Source organism: Pseudomonas sp. GW822-FHT04H02 (assembly GCF_058800645.1).
The window spans coordinates 772421-789672 of record NZ_JBXAMM010000004.1; the positions used below are offsets into that span (position 1 = coordinate 772421).

16 protein-coding genes and 3 tRNA genes are annotated in these 17252 nt (G+C 58.9%); 5 read left to right on the plus strand and 14 right to left on the minus strand.

Annotated elements, in window-relative coordinates; translation table 11 throughout:
• Positions 1-36: 36 nt before the first annotated feature.
• The 8 genes from AC1RMG_RS20920 to AC1RMG_RS20955 form a co-directional block, all read right to left on the minus strand.
• Positions 37-309 carry an HU family DNA-binding protein gene (locus AC1RMG_RS20920; RefSeq protein WP_011062271.1) on the minus strand — a complete coding sequence of 91 codons (273 nt, stop codon included), beginning with the start codon at positions 307-309 and terminating at the stop codon, positions 37-39.
• A 148-nt stretch (positions 310-457) separates the two neighbouring features.
• Complete coding sequence (gene lon, locus AC1RMG_RS20925) at positions 458-2854, minus strand: endopeptidase La (RefSeq protein WP_011062272.1); 2397 nt, start codon at positions 2852-2854, stop codon at positions 458-460.
• Positions 2855-3016: 162 nt separating this feature from the next.
• On the minus strand, positions 3017-4300 hold the full coding sequence (gene clpX, locus AC1RMG_RS20930) for an ATP-dependent Clp protease ATP-binding subunit ClpX (RefSeq protein WP_011062273.1): 1284 nt from the start codon (positions 4298-4300) through the stop codon (positions 3017-3019).
• A 112-nt stretch (positions 4301-4412) separates the two neighbouring features.
• Positions 4413-5048: an ATP-dependent Clp endopeptidase proteolytic subunit ClpP gene (gene clpP, locus AC1RMG_RS20935; protein WP_011062274.1), complete on the minus strand. Its 636-nt coding sequence runs from the start codon at positions 5046-5048 to the stop codon at positions 4413-4415.
• A 92-nt stretch (positions 5049-5140) separates the two neighbouring features.
• The gene (tig, locus tag AC1RMG_RS20940) at positions 5141-6451 is read right to left on the minus strand and encodes a trigger factor (RefSeq protein WP_011062275.1); all 1311 of its coding nucleotides are present in this window, start codon (positions 6449-6451) and stop codon (positions 5141-5143) included.
• 411 nt (positions 6452-6862) lie between these two features.
• Positions 6863-6947, minus strand: a tRNA-Leu gene (locus tag AC1RMG_RS20945).
• A gap of 57 nt (positions 6948-7004) precedes the next feature.
• Positions 7005-7080: transfer RNA gene (locus AC1RMG_RS20950), tRNA-His, on the minus strand.
• Positions 7081-7112: 32 nt separating this feature from the next.
• Positions 7113-7189, minus strand: a tRNA-Arg gene (locus AC1RMG_RS20955).
• A gap of 280 nt (positions 7190-7469) precedes the next feature.
• Between AC1RMG_RS20955 and folD the strand changes: the two genes are divergently transcribed.
• Complete coding sequence (gene folD / locus AC1RMG_RS20960; protein WP_011062276.1) at positions 7470-8324, plus strand: bifunctional methylenetetrahydrofolate dehydrogenase/methenyltetrahydrofolate cyclohydrolase FolD; 855 nt, start codon at positions 7470-7472, stop codon at positions 8322-8324.
• 282 nt (positions 8325-8606) lie between these two features.
• Entirely contained in the window at positions 8607-9545 is a 939-nt protein-coding gene (gene pbpG / locus AC1RMG_RS20965) for a D-alanyl-D-alanine endopeptidase (RefSeq protein ID WP_011062277.1), read from the plus strand.
• Between the two features lie 53 nt (positions 9546-9598).
• Here the strand turns inward: pbpG and AC1RMG_RS20970 are convergent, their stop codons facing one another.
• Positions 9599-10273, minus strand: a complete 675-nt coding sequence (locus tag AC1RMG_RS20970) for a PA2778 family cysteine peptidase (protein WP_493170144.1) — start codon at positions 10271-10273, stop codon at positions 9599-9601.
• A gap of 222 nt (positions 10274-10495) precedes the next feature.
• On the opposite strand from AC1RMG_RS20970, the gene AC1RMG_RS20975 reads away from it, so the two are divergent.
• Positions 10496-10666, plus strand: a complete 171-nt coding sequence (locus tag AC1RMG_RS20975; RefSeq protein WP_011062279.1) for a hypothetical protein — start codon at positions 10496-10498, stop codon at positions 10664-10666.
• Positions 10667-10745: 79 nt separating this feature from the next.
• On the opposite strand, the gene AC1RMG_RS20980 is transcribed toward AC1RMG_RS20975, so the two are convergent.
• On the minus strand, positions 10746-11501 hold the full coding sequence (locus AC1RMG_RS20980) for a TerC family protein (protein WP_493170146.1): 756 nt from the start codon (positions 11499-11501) through the stop codon (positions 10746-10748).
• A gap of 30 nt (positions 11502-11531) precedes the next feature.
• Complete coding sequence (locus AC1RMG_RS20985; protein ID WP_011062281.1) at positions 11532-11783, minus strand: hypothetical protein; 252 nt, start codon at positions 11781-11783, stop codon at positions 11532-11534.
• 134 nt (positions 11784-11917) lie between these two features.
• On the opposite strand from AC1RMG_RS20985, the gene nhaR reads away from it, so the two are divergent.
• Positions 11918-12823, plus strand: a complete 906-nt coding sequence (nhaR, locus tag AC1RMG_RS20990) for a transcriptional activator NhaR (protein WP_019092849.1) — start codon at positions 11918-11920, stop codon at positions 12821-12823.
• On the opposite strand, the gene AC1RMG_RS20995 is transcribed toward nhaR, so the two are convergent.
• On the minus strand, positions 12824-13981 hold the full coding sequence (locus tag AC1RMG_RS20995; protein ID WP_019092848.1) for an MFS transporter: 1158 nt from the start codon (positions 13979-13981) through the stop codon (positions 12824-12826).
• Positions 13982-14322: 341 nt separating this feature from the next.
• On the opposite strand from AC1RMG_RS20995, the gene sstT reads away from it, so the two are divergent.
• On the plus strand, positions 14323-15552 hold the full coding sequence (gene sstT / locus AC1RMG_RS21000) for a serine/threonine transporter SstT (RefSeq protein WP_011062284.1): 1230 nt from the start codon (positions 14323-14325) through the stop codon (positions 15550-15552).
• 63 nt (positions 15553-15615) lie between these two features.
• Here the strand turns inward: sstT and AC1RMG_RS21005 are convergent, their stop codons facing one another.
• Together AC1RMG_RS21005 and AC1RMG_RS21010 are read right to left on the minus strand one after the other, a co-directional pair.
• Complete coding sequence (locus AC1RMG_RS21005) at positions 15616-16125, minus strand: DUF1993 domain-containing protein (RefSeq protein ID WP_011062285.1); 510 nt, start codon at positions 16123-16125, stop codon at positions 15616-15618.
• 72 nt (positions 16126-16197) lie between these two features.
• The gene (locus tag AC1RMG_RS21010; RefSeq protein WP_410040521.1) at positions 16198-17220 is read right to left on the minus strand and encodes an AraC family transcriptional regulator; all 1023 of its coding nucleotides are present in this window, start codon (positions 17218-17220) and stop codon (positions 16198-16200) included.
• Positions 17221-17252: the final 32 nt, after the last annotated feature.

Sequence of the window (17252 nt, forward strand, 5' to 3'; positions counted from 1 at the left end):
GACCCCGACCCGGATGGGCAAAGACCCTGAAGAAACTTAGTTAACGGCTTCTTTCAGTGCTTTACCGGCTTTGAAACCTGGCTTTTTAGCAGCAGCGATTTCCAGAGTCTTACCGGTCTGTGGGTTACGACCGATACGCGCTGGACGATCAGTTACGGAGAAAGTACCGAAACCAACCAGCACCACAGAGTCACCGGCCTTCAGAGCGCCAGTAACGGATTCGATTACTGCGTCCAGCGCACGGCCAGCAGCAGCTTTCGGGAGATCAGCAGATGCAGCGATAGCATCAATCAGTTCCGACTTGTTCACTCTAAGTCCCCTTATATATCTATGAGTATGATTCTAAGTTTTTTGGTGAAAGCAAAAACGAGTGCTGAATGGCCTACAGACACTTAAGAGCCGCTTTATAACAAGGGCTCTAAAAAGCTGTCAAGGAAGCCCCCCAGGCTAATGCGTACTAATGCGTGCTAATTCTTTCCTTAGAGTCAGACTCGCGTTTTTCGTCCTTTGCGACTATCTCGGGAGCCACATCCGGCAAGGGCTCCGGCGCGTATTGCAGCGCAATTTGCAGGACTTCGTCAATCCATTTAACCGGTTTAATCTGCAGATCCTGCTTGATATTGTCAGGAATTTCTTTCAAATCGCGAACATTCTCTTCCGGAATGATCACTGTCTTGATTCCACCCCGATGAGCGGCGAGTAATTTCTCTTTCAACCCGCCGATAGCCAATACCTGACCACGCAGAGTGATCTCGCCCGTCATTGCCACATCAGCCCGCACCGGAATGCCGGTCAGCGCCGAAACCAGCGCCGTGCACATGCCTACACCCGCGCTGGGGCCGTCTTTCGGGGTCGCCCCTTCAGGCATGTGGATATGGGTGTCACGCTTCTCGTGGAAGTCCAGGGGAATGCCCAGGCTCTTGGCCCGGCTGCGCACCACGGTCAGTGCTGCAGTGATCGACTCGACCATCACATCGCCCAGGGAACCGGTCTTGATCAACTGGCCCTTGCCCGGAACCACAGCGGCTTCGATGGTCAGCAGTTCACCGCCCACTTGAGTCCATGCCAACCCGGTCACCTGACCGATCTGGTCTTGCTGCTCGGCCAGGCCGTAGCGGAATTTGCGCACGCCGAGGAAGTGCTCCAGCAGGTCGGAAGTGACCTTCACCGAGAAGCGCTTTTCCATCGCATGCTCTTTCACCGCCTTGCGGCAAACCTTGGCAATCTGCCGCTCCAGGCCGCGTACACCGGCCTCGCGGGTGTAGTAGCGAATGATGTCGCGGATCGCATCCGGCTCGAATTCCAGCTCGCCCTTCTTCAGGCCGTTGGCTTGAATCTGCTTGGGCGAGAGGTACTTGACCGCGATGTTGATCTTCTCGTCCTCGGTGTAGCCAGGCAGACGAATCACCTCCATCCGGTCCAGCAAGGCCGGCGGAATATTCATCGAGTTGGAGGTGCAGAGGAACATCACATCGGACAAGTCGTAATCGACTTCCAGGTAGTGATCGTTGAAATTATGGTTCTGCTCAGGGTCCAGCACCTCGAGCAATGCCGAGGCCGGATCACCGCGCATATCGCTGCCCATCTTGTCGATTTCGTCGAGCAAGAACAGTGGGTTGCGCACCCCCACTTTTGTCATCTTTTGAATCAATCTTCCTGGCATCGAACCGATGTAAGTCCGACGATGCCCACGAATCTCCGCCTCGTCACGCACGCCACCCAGGGCCATGCGTACGAACTTGCGGTTGGTAGCGTTGGCGATCGACTCCGCCAGGGAGGTCTTACCCACCCCAGGAGGCCCCACCAGGCACAGTACCGGGCCACGAATCTTTTTGACCCGTTTCTGTACGGCGAGGTATTCGAGAATCCGTTCCTTGACCTCTTCCAGGCCATAGTGGTCGGCATCGAGAATATCTTCGGCACGTGCCAGATCGAGACGAACCTTGCTCTGTGCCTTCCACGGCACCTGAACCAGCCAGTCGATATACGAGCGAACAACAGTAGCCTCGGCAGACATCGGCGACATCTGCTTGAGCTTGTTCAGTTCGGCCTGAGCCTTGGTCATCGCGTCTTTTGGCAGGCCTGCGGCATCGATACGCTTTTTCAGCTCCTCGATTTCGTTGTGCCCTTCGTCGCCATCACCCAGTTCTTTCTGAATGGCCTTCATCTGCTCATTCAGGTAGTACTCGCGCTGGCTGCGCTCCATTTGCTTCTTGACGCGACCACGGATGCGCTTTTCCACTTGCAGCAGATCGATCTCGGCGTCCAGCAATGCCAGGACATGCTCGACCCGAGCGGACAGATCGATGATCTCGAGGATTTCCTGCTTCTGCTCGATCTTCAACGCCATGTGCGCAGCCATGGTATCCACCAGGCGGCTTGGCTCATCGATGCTATTGAGGGACGACAGCACCTCGGCAGGGACTTTCTTGCCCAGTTGCACGTACTGCTCGAACTGGGACAGCAGACTGCGAACAAACACTTCCGACTCACGGTCAGGAGCATCGACTTCGTCAATCAGGGAGACTTCGGCACGGCAATGGCCATCAACTTCGCTGAAGCGCTCAACAGCACCACGCTGTTCGCCTTCAACCAATACCTTGACGGTGCCATCAGGCAATTTGAGCAACTGCAAGACAGTCGCAATGGTACCTACGCGATAGAGTGCATCTTCACCGGGATCGTCATCAGCAGGGTTTCTCTGCGCCAGCAAGAGAATCTGCTTGTCGCCCGTCATCGCTGCCTCGAGGGCTTCGATCGACTTCTCGCGCCCCACGAACAGCGGGATAACCATGTGCGGATAAACCACAACATCACGCAATGGCAGGAGAGGCAATTCGATGGTTGTCTTCATGATTTCGCCTCTACGGCGGCCGTAAGGCCGTAAACAGATGGAAGTAAGCTTGAAACCAAGATGGGGGCTGACTGGAAAAAAAACAAGCTCAAAGACAGCACTTTAAGGCGCTAAAAACAAAGGGGCCCGAAGGCCCCTTCTTTCATTCCAACAGCGCGACGCTTACGCGTCTGGCGCCGCCTTGGCCGTCGGCTCACTGTTCTCATAGATGTACAGTGGCTGGGACTTGCCTTCAATAACGCTTTCGTCGATCACTACTTTACTCACCTCGGACTGCGAGGGGATTTCATACATAGTGTCGAGCAGAACACCTTCAAGAATGGAGCGCAGGCCACGAGCACCAGTCTTGCGTTCAAGGGCTCGCTTGGCGACGGACTTCAAGGCATCGGTACGGAACTCCAGGTCAACACCTTCCATCTCGAACAACTTGGCGTACTGCTTGGTCAAGGCGTTCTTCGGTTCGGTGAGGATCTGAATCAATGCCGCTTCGTCCAACTCATCCAAGGTCGCCAGGACAGGCAGACGACCGACGAATTCCGGGATCAGACCGAACTTGACCAGATCGTCAGGCTCGACTTCACGCAGGGACTCACCGACTTTCTTGCCTTCTTCCTTGCTGCGAACTTCTGCGTTGAAACCGATGCCGCCCTTGGTGGAACGGTTTTGAATAACCTTTTCCAGACCCGAGAACGCACCACCACAGATGAACAGGATGTTACGGGTATCGACCTGCAGGAATTCCTGCTGCGGATGCTTGCGACCACCTTGCGGAGGAACGGAGGCAACCGTGCCTTCAATCAACTTCAACAGGGCTTGCTGAACGCCTTCGCCGGAAACATCCCGGGTAATCGAAGGGTTGTCAGACTTGCGGGAAATCTTGTCGATCTCATCGATGTAGACAATGCCCATCTGGGCCTTCTCTACGTCGTAGTCGCACTTCTGCAGCAACTTCTGAATGATGTTCTCGACGTCTTCCCCCACATAACCGGCTTCGGTCAGGGTAGTGGCATCGGCGATGGTGAAAGGTACATTCAACAAGCGAGCCAGGGTTTCGGCCAACAGCGTCTTACCCGAACCTGTAGGGCCGATCAGCAAGATGTTGCTCTTGCCAAGTTCGACGTCGTCACTCTTCTTGTCACGCTGGTTCAGACGCTTGTAGTGGTTGTACACCGCTACTGCTAGAACCTTTTTTGCACGCTCCTGACCAATCACGTACTGATCAAGGATGCCGCTGATTTCTTTAGGCGAAGGCAATTTATGCGCGCTGCTCTCGGCCTGTGCTTCCTGCACCTCCTCACGGATGATGTCATTGCACAGGTCGACGCACTCGTCGCAGATAAAGACCGAGGGGCCGGCAATCAATTTGCGCACTTCATGCTGGCTTTTGCCACAGAAGGAGCAATAAAGCAGTTTGCCGTTGTCCTCGCCGTTGCGGGTGTCAGTCATTCGTTCGATCCAAATCCGATAGGCTTGCAACACAAGATGAAGGCTATTGCGGGCTTTTTCAAGCCCGCCACTGATCGGAACAACCGACCATGCCTATTTTGAGCTGCTTATTTTAAGCGGGGCGCTGGTTGATGACTTCGTCGATCAACCCGTACTCACGCGCAGCTTCGGCGCTCATGAAGTTATCGCGATTGGTATCGCGCTCGATTTCTTCCAGGGTGCGCCCGCTATGCTTGGCCATCAGCGTGTTGAGACGCTCACGGATAAAGAGGATTTCCTTGGCATGGATTTCAATATCCGATGCCTGGCCCTGAAAACCGCCCAGTGGCTGGTGAATCATCACTCGGGAGTTTGGCAGGCAGAAACGCTTGCCTGGGGCACCAGCTGTCAGCAAGAACGCGCCCATGCTGCATGCCTGGCCAATACAAGTGGTTGAAACGTTAGGCTTGATGAACTGCATGGTGTCGTAGATCGACATGCCGGCTGTCACCGAACCGCCCGGGGAGTTGATATAGAGATGGATGTCCTTGTCCGGGTTTTCCGCTTCAAGGAACAGCAGTTGCGCACAGATCAGGTTGGCCATGTAGTCCTCTACAGGGCCCACCAGAAAGATCACTCGCTCCTTGAGGAGGCGCGAGTAGATGTCGTAGGCGCGCTCGCCACGAGCGGACTGCTCGACAACCATCGGGACCAGGCCGCCTGCGGCCTGGATATCAGAGTTCTGCTGAATATACGAATTACGGAACATGCTCTGCAGTCACTCCCAAATAGTCACGTCTTGAATACGCATAAGCCAGCGCGAAGGCTGGCTTATGGTGTGTGCTTCGAACGAGAAGAAAATCAGTCGGCTTGAGGTGCTTCTACCGGCTTGACCGCTTCTTCGTAGGAGACCGATTTGTCGGTCACGCTAGCTTTCTGCAGAACAGTATCCACAACTTGTTCTTCCAGCACAACCGAACGAACTTCGTTCAATTGCTGCTCGTTCTTGTAGTACCAGGACACGACCTGCTCAGGTTCCTGATAAGCCGAAGCCATTTCCTGGATCAGCTCGCGAACGCGGTCTTCATCAGGCTTCAGATCGAACTGCTTAACAACCTCGGCAACGATCAGACCCAGCACCACGCGGCGCTTGGCCTGCTCTTCGAACAGCTCGGCTGGCAGTTGATCCGGCTTGATGTTGCCACCGAATTGCTGGACAGCTTGAACGCGCAGACGGTTAACTTCGTTGTCCAGCAGCGCCTTCGGCACTTCGATCGGGTTGGAGGCCAGCAGACCGTCCATGACCTGATTCTTCACTTTGGACTTGATGGCCTGACGCAGCTCGCGCTCCATGTTCTTGCGAACTTCGGCGCGGAAGCCTTCCAGACCTGCTTCCTTGATACCGAACTGAGCGAAGAACTCCTCGGTCAGCTCTGGCAGCTTAGGCTCGGAAACGCTGTTGACAGTCACAGTGAACTCGGCGGCCTTGTTGGCCAGATCCAGGTTCTGATAGTTCTCAGGGAAGGTCAGATTCAGGACGCGCTCTTCACCCGCCTTGGCGCCTACCAGGCCTTCTTCGAAGCCAGGAATCATGCGACCCGAGCCCAGCACCAGCTGGGTACCCTTGGCCGAACCGCCAGCGAAGACTTCACCGTCGACCTTGCCAACGAAATCGATGTTCAGTTGATCGTCGTTCTGCGCAGCACGATCGGCCACTTCAAAACGCACGTTCTGCTTGCGCAGGATTTCCAGCATGTTATCCAGGTCGGCATCAGCCACATCAGCGCTCAGGCGCTCAACGGCGATGTTTTCGAAACCGGCAACAGTGAACTCTGGGAACACTTCAAAAGTGGCAACGTACTCCAGGTCCTTGCCCTTCTCCAGCACTTTAGGCTCGACCGAAGGAGCGCCGGCAGGGTTCAGCTTCTGCTCGACAACGGCTTCATAGAAGGAAGCCTGGATCACATCACCTACTGCTTCTTGACGCGCATCAGCCTCATAACGCTGACGGATCACGCTCATTGGAACCTTGCCAGGACGGAAGCCTGGAATCTTGGCCTTTTGGGCAGTCTGCTGCAGACGCTTGTTGACCTGGCTCTCGATGCGCTCAGCCGGCACGGTGATGCTCATGCGGCGCTCAAGAGCAGAAGTATTTTCAACAGAAACTTGCATGGATATTCCTCGTTGCACAGACGTTAGCCGGCCGTTTTCCGACCCCAGAATCAAGGGCATGCATTCTAGAGGGTCAAACTCAAGAAGTCACCCTACTGAAAACGGGTAAAAAACCGCCGGCAATGTGAAGGCGGGGACAAAGGATTGAGCCTCGCCATGAGAGCAAATATTGCGAACCAAACCAGGGCCTCTACTTCAACCCTTCTATATATAGAAGGAGTCGTTCAGCACACCCCTGAAAAACGCCAGCCAATAGCTGAAACCCGGAACCTTCAACGACCAAAGGACAACATTCTGCCACTCAACCGGCTCATCGGATGCAGCCACTTAGAGGTATCGAATCCAGAAACGAAAACGGCGCAGCCCTTTTCAGGTGCTGCGCCGTTATCTGCTATTAACTAGCTACTTTATTGGTGCGGACGAAGAGACTCGAACTCTTACACCTTGCGGCGCTGGAACCTAAATCCAGTGTGTCTACCAATTCCACCACGTCCGCGTAACAAGCTTTTAAAGCAAAGGCGCCAGACTATTAATCTGGCGCCTTCTTCGAATATGGGGTGGACGATGGGGATCGAACCCACGACAACAGGAGTCACAATCCTGTGCTCTACCAACTGAGCTACGCCCACCATATTGCGTTACTTGTGCCAAAGCTGCCTAATGGCGCACCCGGCAGGACTCGAACCTGCGACCATCCGCTTAGAAGGCGGATGCTCTATCCAGCTGAGCTACGGGCGCCTTATTAATCTGTATTCTTTAACGATTACAAACTAATTGCTTTCAGTCGTTACGAGTTAAACATCAACTCTGCCCGACCTTCTTAACCAGTGCTAGGCTGTGCCCGACAAGTGCGACGAATGTTATAGACGGTCCGTTAGGTCGTCAACTCTTTTTTGAAAAAAATTCATTTAATTAAAGGGCTTAGGGGAATTTGCAGACCAAGCGCCTTTGCCCTCACGTTCCGACATGCGAGAATGCGTTCTCTTTTTCTCACCCTCTCGATGGTTAATCACGCGTCATGACTGCACAACTAATCGACGGCAAGGCGATCGCCGCTAGCCTGCGCCAGCAGATCGCCAAACGCGTCGCCGAGCGTCGCCAGCAAGGCCTGCGTACTCCAGGCCTCGCGGTGATTCTGGTCGGCAGCGACCCGGCCTCTCAAGTTTATGTCTCGCACAAGCGTAAAGACTGCGAAGAGGTCGGCTTCCTTTCCCAAGCCTATGACTTGCCCGCCAACACCACTCAAGAGGACCTGGCCGGCTTGATCGACCGCCTCAACGATGATCCGAACATCGATGGCGTCCTGCTGCAGTTGCCGCTTCCCGAGCACCTGGACGCTTCTCTATTACTGGAGCGTATTCGCCCGGACAAAGACGTGGACGGTTTCCATCCTTATAACGTCGGTCGCCTGGCCCAGCGCATTCCACTGCTGCGCCCTTGCACCCCCAAGGGCATCATGACCCTTCTGGAAAGCACCGGTGCCGATCTGTACGGCATGGATGCAGTGGTTGTCGGCGCTTCCAATATCGTTGGTCGCCCGATGGCCATGGAGTTGCTGCTGGCCGGTTGCACCGTGACTGTGACTCACCGCTTCACCAAGGATCTGGCTGGTCATGTCGGCCGTGCCGACCTGGTAGTCGTAGCTGCCGGCAAGCCGGGCCTGGTCAAGGGCGAGTGGATCAAGGAAGGCGCAATCGTCATCGACGTTGGCATCAATCGCCAGGACGACGGCAAGCTGGTGGGTGACGTGGTGTATGAAACCGCCCTGCCCCGCGCCGGCTGGATCACCCCAGTACCTGGTGGCGTCGGCCCCATGACCCGCGCCTGCCTGCTGGAAAACACGCTGTACGCAGCCGAATCGCTGCACAGCTGAGTTTGCTGCCCCGCAACAGAAAACCCGCCAATGGCGGGTTTTTTTATTCTGAAATTAAAGGCCACCCGGGCTCTTTATCACCCCTGACTCTTAGCCCACGCCCATTGCTGCGCAAAGCCCTACCGTTCAGGAAAAAAACGTGTTTTTTCTTTATTTTTAAGGGCTTTCGGCTGACCGTGGAAGAACAATCGACAGTTCTTCAGCCATACTCATAAAATGTAACGTTTTTCCCAGAAAGCCCGTTAGCCAACGGCATATCCATTCTTTATCGAGTCCGCCCGCGTGAAAATTCGTCTCTCCATTCTCAGCTTGTTGTTTGCTGTGTCCGGCACACTGATCGCGCACAGCGTCGACGCCAGCGAAACCACCGCGGCGCCAAGAGACACTTCACAATTGCATATCGCGTCCGGCAGCGCCCTGCTGCTGGATCTGCAGACCAACAAAGTCATCTATTCCAGCAACCCGGACGTGATAGTCCCCATCGCCTCGGTGACCAAGCTGATGACCGCCATGGTGGTCCTGGACGCCAAGCTGCCCCTGGACGAATACATCTCCATGAACATCAGCGATACCCCGGAAATGAAAGGGGTGTTCTCCCGGGTCAAGCTCAACAGTGAGCTGAGCCGCCGGGACACCCTGCTGATCGCCCTGATGTCTTCGGAAAACCGTGCTGCCGCCAGCCTGGCCCATCACTACCCGGGCGGCTACGCGGCGTTCATCGCAGCAATGAACGCCAAGGCCAAGTCCCTGGGCATGACCCACACCCGCTACGTGGAGCCTACAGGCCTGTCGATCCACAACGTTTCCACCGCCCGTGACCTGAGCAAGTTGCTGGTGGCTTCGCGCAAGTACCCGCTGCTCAGCGAACTGAGTACCACCAAGGAAAAGACCGTAGCCTTTCGCAAGCCCAACTACACCCTGGGCTTCCGTAATACCGACCATCTGGTGAACAAGGAAAAATGGGACATCAAGATCACCAAGACCGGCTTTACCAACCAGGCCGGCCACTGCCTGGTGCTGGTCACCAGCATGGGTAATCGCCCGGTAGCGCTGGTGATTCTCGATGCCTTCGGCAAATACACCCACTTCGCCGATGCCAGCCGCATCCGCAATTGGGTCGAAACCGGTAAGAGCGGCTCGGTACCGGACGTCGCCCTGCGCTACAAAGCGGACAAGAACCTGAAGAACCGTCAGGTCGCCGCTCCCCAGGCCTCACACTGATACCCGGCAAAAAACAACGGCGCCCTCAGGCGCCGTTGTTGTCTGTAGCACACTCAATGACTGTCCAGTGCCTTGCTCGCCCGGGCTGCCGCCTGCTCCTGGCCGGCCTGGGCCAATTCATTGACGGCTTTCAACCAACGCTGGCGATCCACCTTGGCCGGCAACTGGTTGGGGGCCTGGATCAATACCGCAAAGCTGCCGGCACTCTTCCAGGATGACTCGAACTCGCTGAAGCTCATCAGTTGCCGACGGCTTTTCGCCCCACGCAACAGCACTGTCTGCTTGTCGCGGTTGTAGCCGGCCAGTACGGCATAGCGCGGCTCAGCCCAGAATGTCGAACCCTCGGTAAAGCGCACCAGCACCGGGTAACCCGCCGCCACCTGCGTCAGCAACGCCGACAATTGGTTATCCAGGGGATAGACGACCATGCCGTATTCACGCGCCAGGTTCTGCATGTTCTGCTGCAACTGCCCCTCGGCACCCGGCAGATGCAATGGCTTGTCCAGCAGACCGGGCGTGATCACCACGCCCTGCTGCGACAGCATGCTGGCCAGTGCACCTGGGCCGCTCTGGTACATCTGGCCACGGAAAGACGGCACGCTGTTGAGTTCGACACGTTCCGGCAGGCGCTGGATGTCAGGCTGCACGCTACCGGCACAACCGGCCAGGGCCAAGACACAGGCGCTGGCCAGCAGCGCCACTCGAAACCGAGGAAATACCCGCACCATCTTTGCTCTCTATTCAGACACCGGGCGACCCGCCTCCGGCTGGGGCCCTGATAATAGGGCGCCCGCGGGCAAGGGTATAGCGTTAGGCGCCAGTTAATTGAAAACCATAGAGCGAAGTGTTCGAAGACTCTCGACTATTGGTCAATAGCTTGAAACACATAGGCTACTAGACTGTCGATTGTTAAGAGTGTGTGCCCCGCACGGGGCATAAAGGAGGCACTTATGAGCCTGACAACGACCATCCTGATGCTGATCCTCGGCTGGCTGGCGGTAGCCGCCGCTATGCTCTGGGGCGTGCTGCGCATCACCCGCCGCCACCACCATCAGCCCCGGCAAGCAGCCCCCGCCATCAAGGCTGGAAAGAGCGCCCGGCGTCCTGCCGCTGCCCACTGATCAAGGTTTCCCCTACCCCTGAAACAAAGCGGCCGCCTGACTCCAAGGAGTACAGGCGGCCGCCAGTCATGGCTGCGGATCAAGCGTCGCTATGGGCCGCCTGACGCTTCTGCCGGGCCCGGCGGGCCAGCATGTTGAGACTCTCAATGGCCGCCGAGAAGGCCATCGCCGCATACACATAGCCCTTGGGCACATGGGCGCCGAAACCTTCGGCGATCAGGGTCATGCCGATCATGATCAAGAAGCCCAGGGCCAGCATCACCACGGTCGGGTTGTCATTGATGAACTTGGCCAGCGGTTCGGCCGCCAGCAGCATCACCATCACCGACACCACCACGGCAATGATCATGATCGGCAAATGCTCGGTCATGCCGACTGCAGTAATGATGCTGTCGATGGAGAACACCATGTCCAGCAACAGGATCTGACCGATCGCTGCGGCAAAGCCGATAGCCACGCCCGGAGTCTCGTTCTTGGCCTGCTCAGGTTCAGGGTCCATGCTGTGGTGGATTTCCGTGGTGGCTTTCCACACCAGGAACAGGCCACCGGCAATCAGGATCATGTCCTTCCAGGAGAAACTCTGCCCCATCACTTCAATCACCGGCTCAGTGAGCTGGACGATGAACGCAATGGTACTGAGCAGCGCCAGGCGCAGGATCAAGGCCATGCCGATACCGATGCGTCGTGCCTTGGCCCGGTGCTTTTGCGGCAACTTGTTGGTGAGGATGGAGATAAAGATCAGGTTATCGATGCCAAGCACGATCTCCATCACCACCAGGGTGGCCAGGGCGACCCAGGCGGTGGGGCTTGCAGCGAGCTGTAAAAGGTAATCCATGGGTCAATCCTGACTCGGTTGTATGAAAGATCAGATTTCCTGGGACGCAGGCGCTGGTTTCTTCTCGCTGTCGTCCTCTGGCTTTTCCTTGCCGGTCACGCTCTGTGTCGCATCGCTGAGCGCCTGTTCTGCCGCTTTGTGGGTATCGTCGATGGCCTGCTTGGCCGACTCCGCCGCCTTGCCCAGCATCTGCTGCGCGCTTTTTTCCGCCTGGTCACAACCCGCCAGGGTCAGCATAGACAGGGCCAGCAGCGACGCTGCGCCCAAGGTTTTGAAAGACATGCCGTATTCCTCGATAGAACGGACGGGACCAAGTAGGGCCCCGGCGATAGCGAGGCATTCTAAGGAGAGTGATACTTCAGGAAAATTCGTTTTTTTAGCAGTTATACTTCGCTTTTTACGAACTGAATGTGCCCATGCTCAACTACCGCCAGCTGCATTATTTCTGGGTTGTGGCCAAGACCGGCAGCATCGTCCGCGCCTGCGACCAGTTGAACCTGACCCCGCAAACCATCAGCGGCCAGATCAGCCTGCTGGAACAGACTTACGGCATCGAATTGTTTCGCCGGGTTGGCCGCCAGTTGGAGCTGACCGAAGCCGGACGCCAGGCCCTGCCCTACGCCGAGCAGATGTTCCAGCTCGGGGGCGAGCTGGAAGCCATGCTCCGCGCCCGCCCCGACGAACAGCAGATCCAGTTCCGGGTCGGCGTGGCGGATGTGGTGCCCAAGTCCATCGTCTATCGCCTGATCGCCCCGACCATGGAGCTCAGCGAGCCGATCCGCCTGACCTGCCGCGAAGACAAGCTCGAACGCCTGCTGGCGGACCTGGCCATCCAGCGCCTGGACCTGGTGATTTCCGACAGCCCGATGCCCTCGCACCTGGACATCAAGGGCTACAGCCAGAAGCTCGGGGAATGCGGCATCAGTTTCTTCGCCACCGAGGAGCTGGCGCGACGGCACGGCGCCGACTTCCCCCGGGGCCTGCACGGCGCGCCACTGCTGATTCCCGGGCAGGAAACCGTGGTCCGCAGCCGCCTGCTGCGCTGGTTCGCCGAGCAACAGTTGCAGCCACGGATCATCGGTGAATTCGACGACAGCGCCCTGATGCAGGCCTTTGGCCAATCCGGCAGTGGAATCTTCATCGCCCCGAGCGTGATTGCCGACGAGGTCATGCAACAGTACGGAGTGCAACTGATTGGCCAGACCGATGCCGTGGCCGAGTCGTTCTACGCCATTTCCGTGGAGCGCAAGGTCAAGCACCCCGGCATCGTGGCCATTACCGAAGGGGCGCGACGGGAATTGTTCACGCCCCTCAATCTCTGATCAGGAAGCGCAGGCACTCGGCGCTTTGAGCTTCATCAGCAGCAGCGCCAGGGCGATCGACAGCAGAATGAAACCCGAGGCCGCGAACCCCAGGCTGCCCAGGCCCAGGGTATCGATCACCCGGCCGCCGACCATTGCCCCCAGGCCAATGCCCAGGTTGGCCCCGGCAATGTTCAACGAAGCGGCGAAGGCCGGCGCCTGGGGAGCCGCCTTGATCAAGCGCACATGGCTCACCAGGAACATCGCCGCCTGGGTCACGCCCCAGATGGCCATGGCCGCTGCCAGCCCCAGGGTCGAATGAATGCTCGGCACCAGGGCTACCATGCCGCCGATCATCAGTGCGCAGAACACCATGGAGGCGATCAGCGGGTGACGGTCCACCGCCCGGCCGCCCAGGGAATTGCCGATCAGGCCCACCGCGCCAAAGCCCATCAGGCACCAGCCCACCAATGCACCGTCGAACCCGGCCAGGCGCTCGAGTATGTCCGCCAGGTAGGTGTAGGCAGTAAACATGCCGCTAAATACCAGGATCGACAGCAGCACATGCCCTTGCATCAGCGGGCTGCGCAGGATGCGAAACTGCGCCCGCAGGCTCACCTGCTCGTTGTGCTGGCGGGTTTGCGGCAGGTAGATAAACAGCAACAGGGCCTTGGCGAACGCCACCACCGCCAGGATGCCGAAGGCGCTGCGCCAGCCGAACGCATCGGCAATCAGGGTGCCCACGGGAATCCCGAACACCGTGGCGCAGACAATGCCAAAGCCGATCTTGGCAATCGCCCGCCCGGCGTAGTCCGGGCCGACGATGTCCACCGCCGTCTCGCTGGCCAGGGCCCAGAACACCGGCAACCCCAGGGCCGGCACCAGCCGCGCCAGGGACATCACCCAGATGTTCGGCGCCAGCGCCGCCAGGGTATTGGCCAGGCCGAACATCACCAGCACGCTGATAAACAGCTTCTTGCGGGGAAAACGCGCGAAGTAGGCGGTCAGAAATGGCCCGAAGGCAGCCACGGTAAAGGCGAACAGGGTCACTAGCAGCCCGGCCTGGGACACGCTGACCTGCAGGTCGCGAGCAATCGACGGCAACAGGCCGACGATGATGAACTCCGTGGTCAGCACGGTAAAACCGGCGGCCGACAACAGCAGGATGGGCAACAGCATGCAGAACTCCAGAAACAGCGACAGCAGCGACAGCCCGAAGGGCCCGCTGACTGGATAGAAAAAGGGGATGGCGAATCTTAACAGAGTGCGCCCGGCTCCGGGCAACCACCGCGTGCACGGCTCTGCAAGGGGCAAGTGGCAGATCGTCACATCGACGCGGTAACCCCGGCCTGCTGTGATAAAGTCCGCCCCCTGCTGAAAACAGGCCCTGTCGAGTTCGTCTACCCTTCAAACGTCTCGATCGCCCGTCGCCTTTTCAGACTGCGTCTGTGCCTGGCGGTTCAACCACCGGCGCTGGCGACCGGCAGGCTCCGCACATTAAAAAAAACAGAGATACCGCTATGAGCGCTTCACCCCCTTCCTTTCTGCATTCCCTCAAACGCCTGAGCCTGGTCACGCAGATCGTTATCGGCCTGATCGCCGGTATCGCCCTGGCACTGCTGGCACCGGAGGTGGCGAAATCCACCACCTTTATCGGCAAGGTATTCGTCTCGGCGCTCAAGGCCGTGGCCCCGATCCTGGTGTTCGTGCTGGTGATGGCCTCCATCGCCAACCACAAGCACGGCCAGGAAACCCATATCCGGCCGATCCTGGTGCTCTACCTGCTGGGTACCTTCGCCGCCGCCGTGGTCGCGGTGATCGCCAGCAGCCTGTTTCCTTCCGCCCTGGTGCTGTCCACCCACGACGTGGCCATCAGCGCGCCCGGCGGGATCACCGAGGTGCTGCAAAGCCTGCTGCTGAGCGTGGTGGACAACCCGGTCAGCGCCCTGATGAACGCCAACTTCATCGGCATCCTGGCCTGGGCCATTGGCATGGGCGTGGCCATCCGCCATGCCGGCGAGACCACCCGCACCGTGCTCGATGACCTGTCCAACGGGGTGACCGTCATCGTGCGCGTGGTGATCCGCTTTGCGCCCCTGGGGATCTTCGGCCTGGTGGCCTCGACCCTGGCCACCTCGGGCTTCAACGCCCTGCTCGGCTACCTGCACCTGCTGGCGGTCCTGATCGGCTGCATGCTGTTCGTGGCCCTGGTGATGAACCCGCTGATCGTGTTCTGGAAGATCCGCCGCAATCCCTTCCCGCTGGTGCTGACCTGCCTGCGCGAAAGTGGCATCACCGCCTTCTTCACCCGCAGCTCGGCGGCCAACATTCCAGTCAACCTGGAACTGAGCAAGCGCCTGGGCCTGCATGAAGACACCTACTCGGTGTCGATCCCGCTGGGCGCCACCATCAACATGGCCGGCGCGGCAATCACCATTACCGTGCTGACCCTGGCCGCCGTGCACACCCTCGGTATCGCCGTCGACCTGCCCACCGCCGTGCTGCTCAGCGTGGTCGCGGCCATCTGCGCCTGCGGTGCTTCCGGCGTGGCCGGCGGCTCGCTGCTGCTGATTCCCCTGGCCTGCAGCCTGTTCGGCATTCCCAGCGAAATCGCCATGCAGGTGGTGGCCGTAGGCTTCATCATCGGCGTTCTGCAGGATTCGGCGGAAACCGCGCTGAATTCCTCCACCGACGTACTCTTCACCGCCGCCGCGTGCATGGCCCAGGAAGACAAGGCGCAAGCCGCCTGATCCAACGGCCACAAAAAAGCCCGGCCAGGGTCAACCTGGCCGGGCTTTTTTATCGCCTGGGGTTTAGAACGCGCCCATATAGTCGCGCTTGCCCACTTCCACACCGTTGTGACGCAGGATTGCGTAGGTGGTGGTGACGTGGAAGAAGAACTGCGGCAGGCCGTAGGTCAGCAGGTAAGACTGGCCACTGAAGCGCTTCTCTTTCGGGGTGCCCGGACGGGTCACGATCTCGATGCCTTCCTTGCCATCGATCTGCGCCGGTTGGATGCCGTCGATAAAGGCCAGGACCTTGGCGATCAGCGCCTGCAGGTCGGCGAAGGTGGTTTCAGTGTCGTCGTACTTGGGCAACTCGACTTCGGCCAGGCGCGCCGATACGCCCTTGGCGAAGTCCACGGCGATCTGCACCTGGCGCACCAGTGGGAACATGTCCGGGTACAGGCGCGCCTGCAGCAGGGCGTTGGGCTCGATGTTCTTCGCCGTGGCGTGGGCTTCGGCCTTGTGCAGCACGTCGCTCAAGGCATTGAGCATTTGCTTGAAGACAGGAACGGAAGCGGCGTACAGGGAAATAGTCATGACAGTCTCGACAGGGAATGGCGGGAATACAGCGAGCAGCGATTATAGCCACAGCACGCCAGCACGGGGCCTTTATCCGCAGCGCTCCTGGCGATACACGCTGGGGGCCACGCCGAACCAGCGCTTGAAGCTCTGGGAAAAACTCGACAGGTCACTGAAGCCAAGCCTTTCGGCCACCTGGGACAGGCTCAGCCGCGGATTGCCCAGCAACTCCAGGGCCCGGGCGCCTCGATGCCCGGCCAGTACCTGCCGATAGCAGGTGCCCTCCTCCTGCAAGCGTCGCTTCAAGGTCCGCACGCTGGTGCATAGCAGCCGGGCCATGGCCGGCAAGTCCGGTACGCTTGCCGCCGGCAGGGCATCCAGGTGCTGGCGGACCAGCGCGGCAACCCCCTGATGGGCCTGTCGCCGCTCCAGCAACTGCGCGCACATCTGCTCGCACATGGCCACCGTCAGCGGGTTGGCCTGGGGCAAGGGCCGTTGCAGGAAACGCCGGTCGAAGGCCAGGGTATTGGCGTCGGCCCGATAGTCGGCGGGCACCCCGAGAATCTGCGCCGGCTCGTCCCCTTCCAGCTCAGGGCTGACACTGCGACCGAAACGCAGCAGGCGAAAATCCGCACCGACTATTTCCTGCATCAGCGTCGCGGCGGCCGCCATGTCCCGCTGTAACAGGAACTGCGCCAACAAGGGGTCCGCCACCCGAGGCTCGGCAAATGTCAGCACCCCGAGCCCCGGCTCCACCCGGTAGCCGATCTCGGCAAAGGCATAGGTCAGCGGCAGGAAGCGCAAGGCCAGGGCCAGGGCATCCGCCGGGGTGGCGCTGCTGATCAGGCCGTAGCCGAACAGGCCATAGGTGGAGAAGTGATAACGCGCCCCCACTGCATACCCCAGGCCCCGGGGCTGGCCGAGCAGCGCCAGCAGGTTACTGGCCAGGCGCAACTCCTGGGCCGCCGACAGCAGGCTGTTGGGGTTTTGCAACTGCTCCCGGGACAGCCCGCAACCGGCCAGCAACCGCGCTGACGCCAAGCCCTTTTCGCAGCCGAAACCGAGCAGCAGCAAGGCGCTGGACGGTCCCCGGGTGAACGACTGAGTGCTCATGGGCGCGGCTCGTGAAGAAAGGTGTTGGCCCA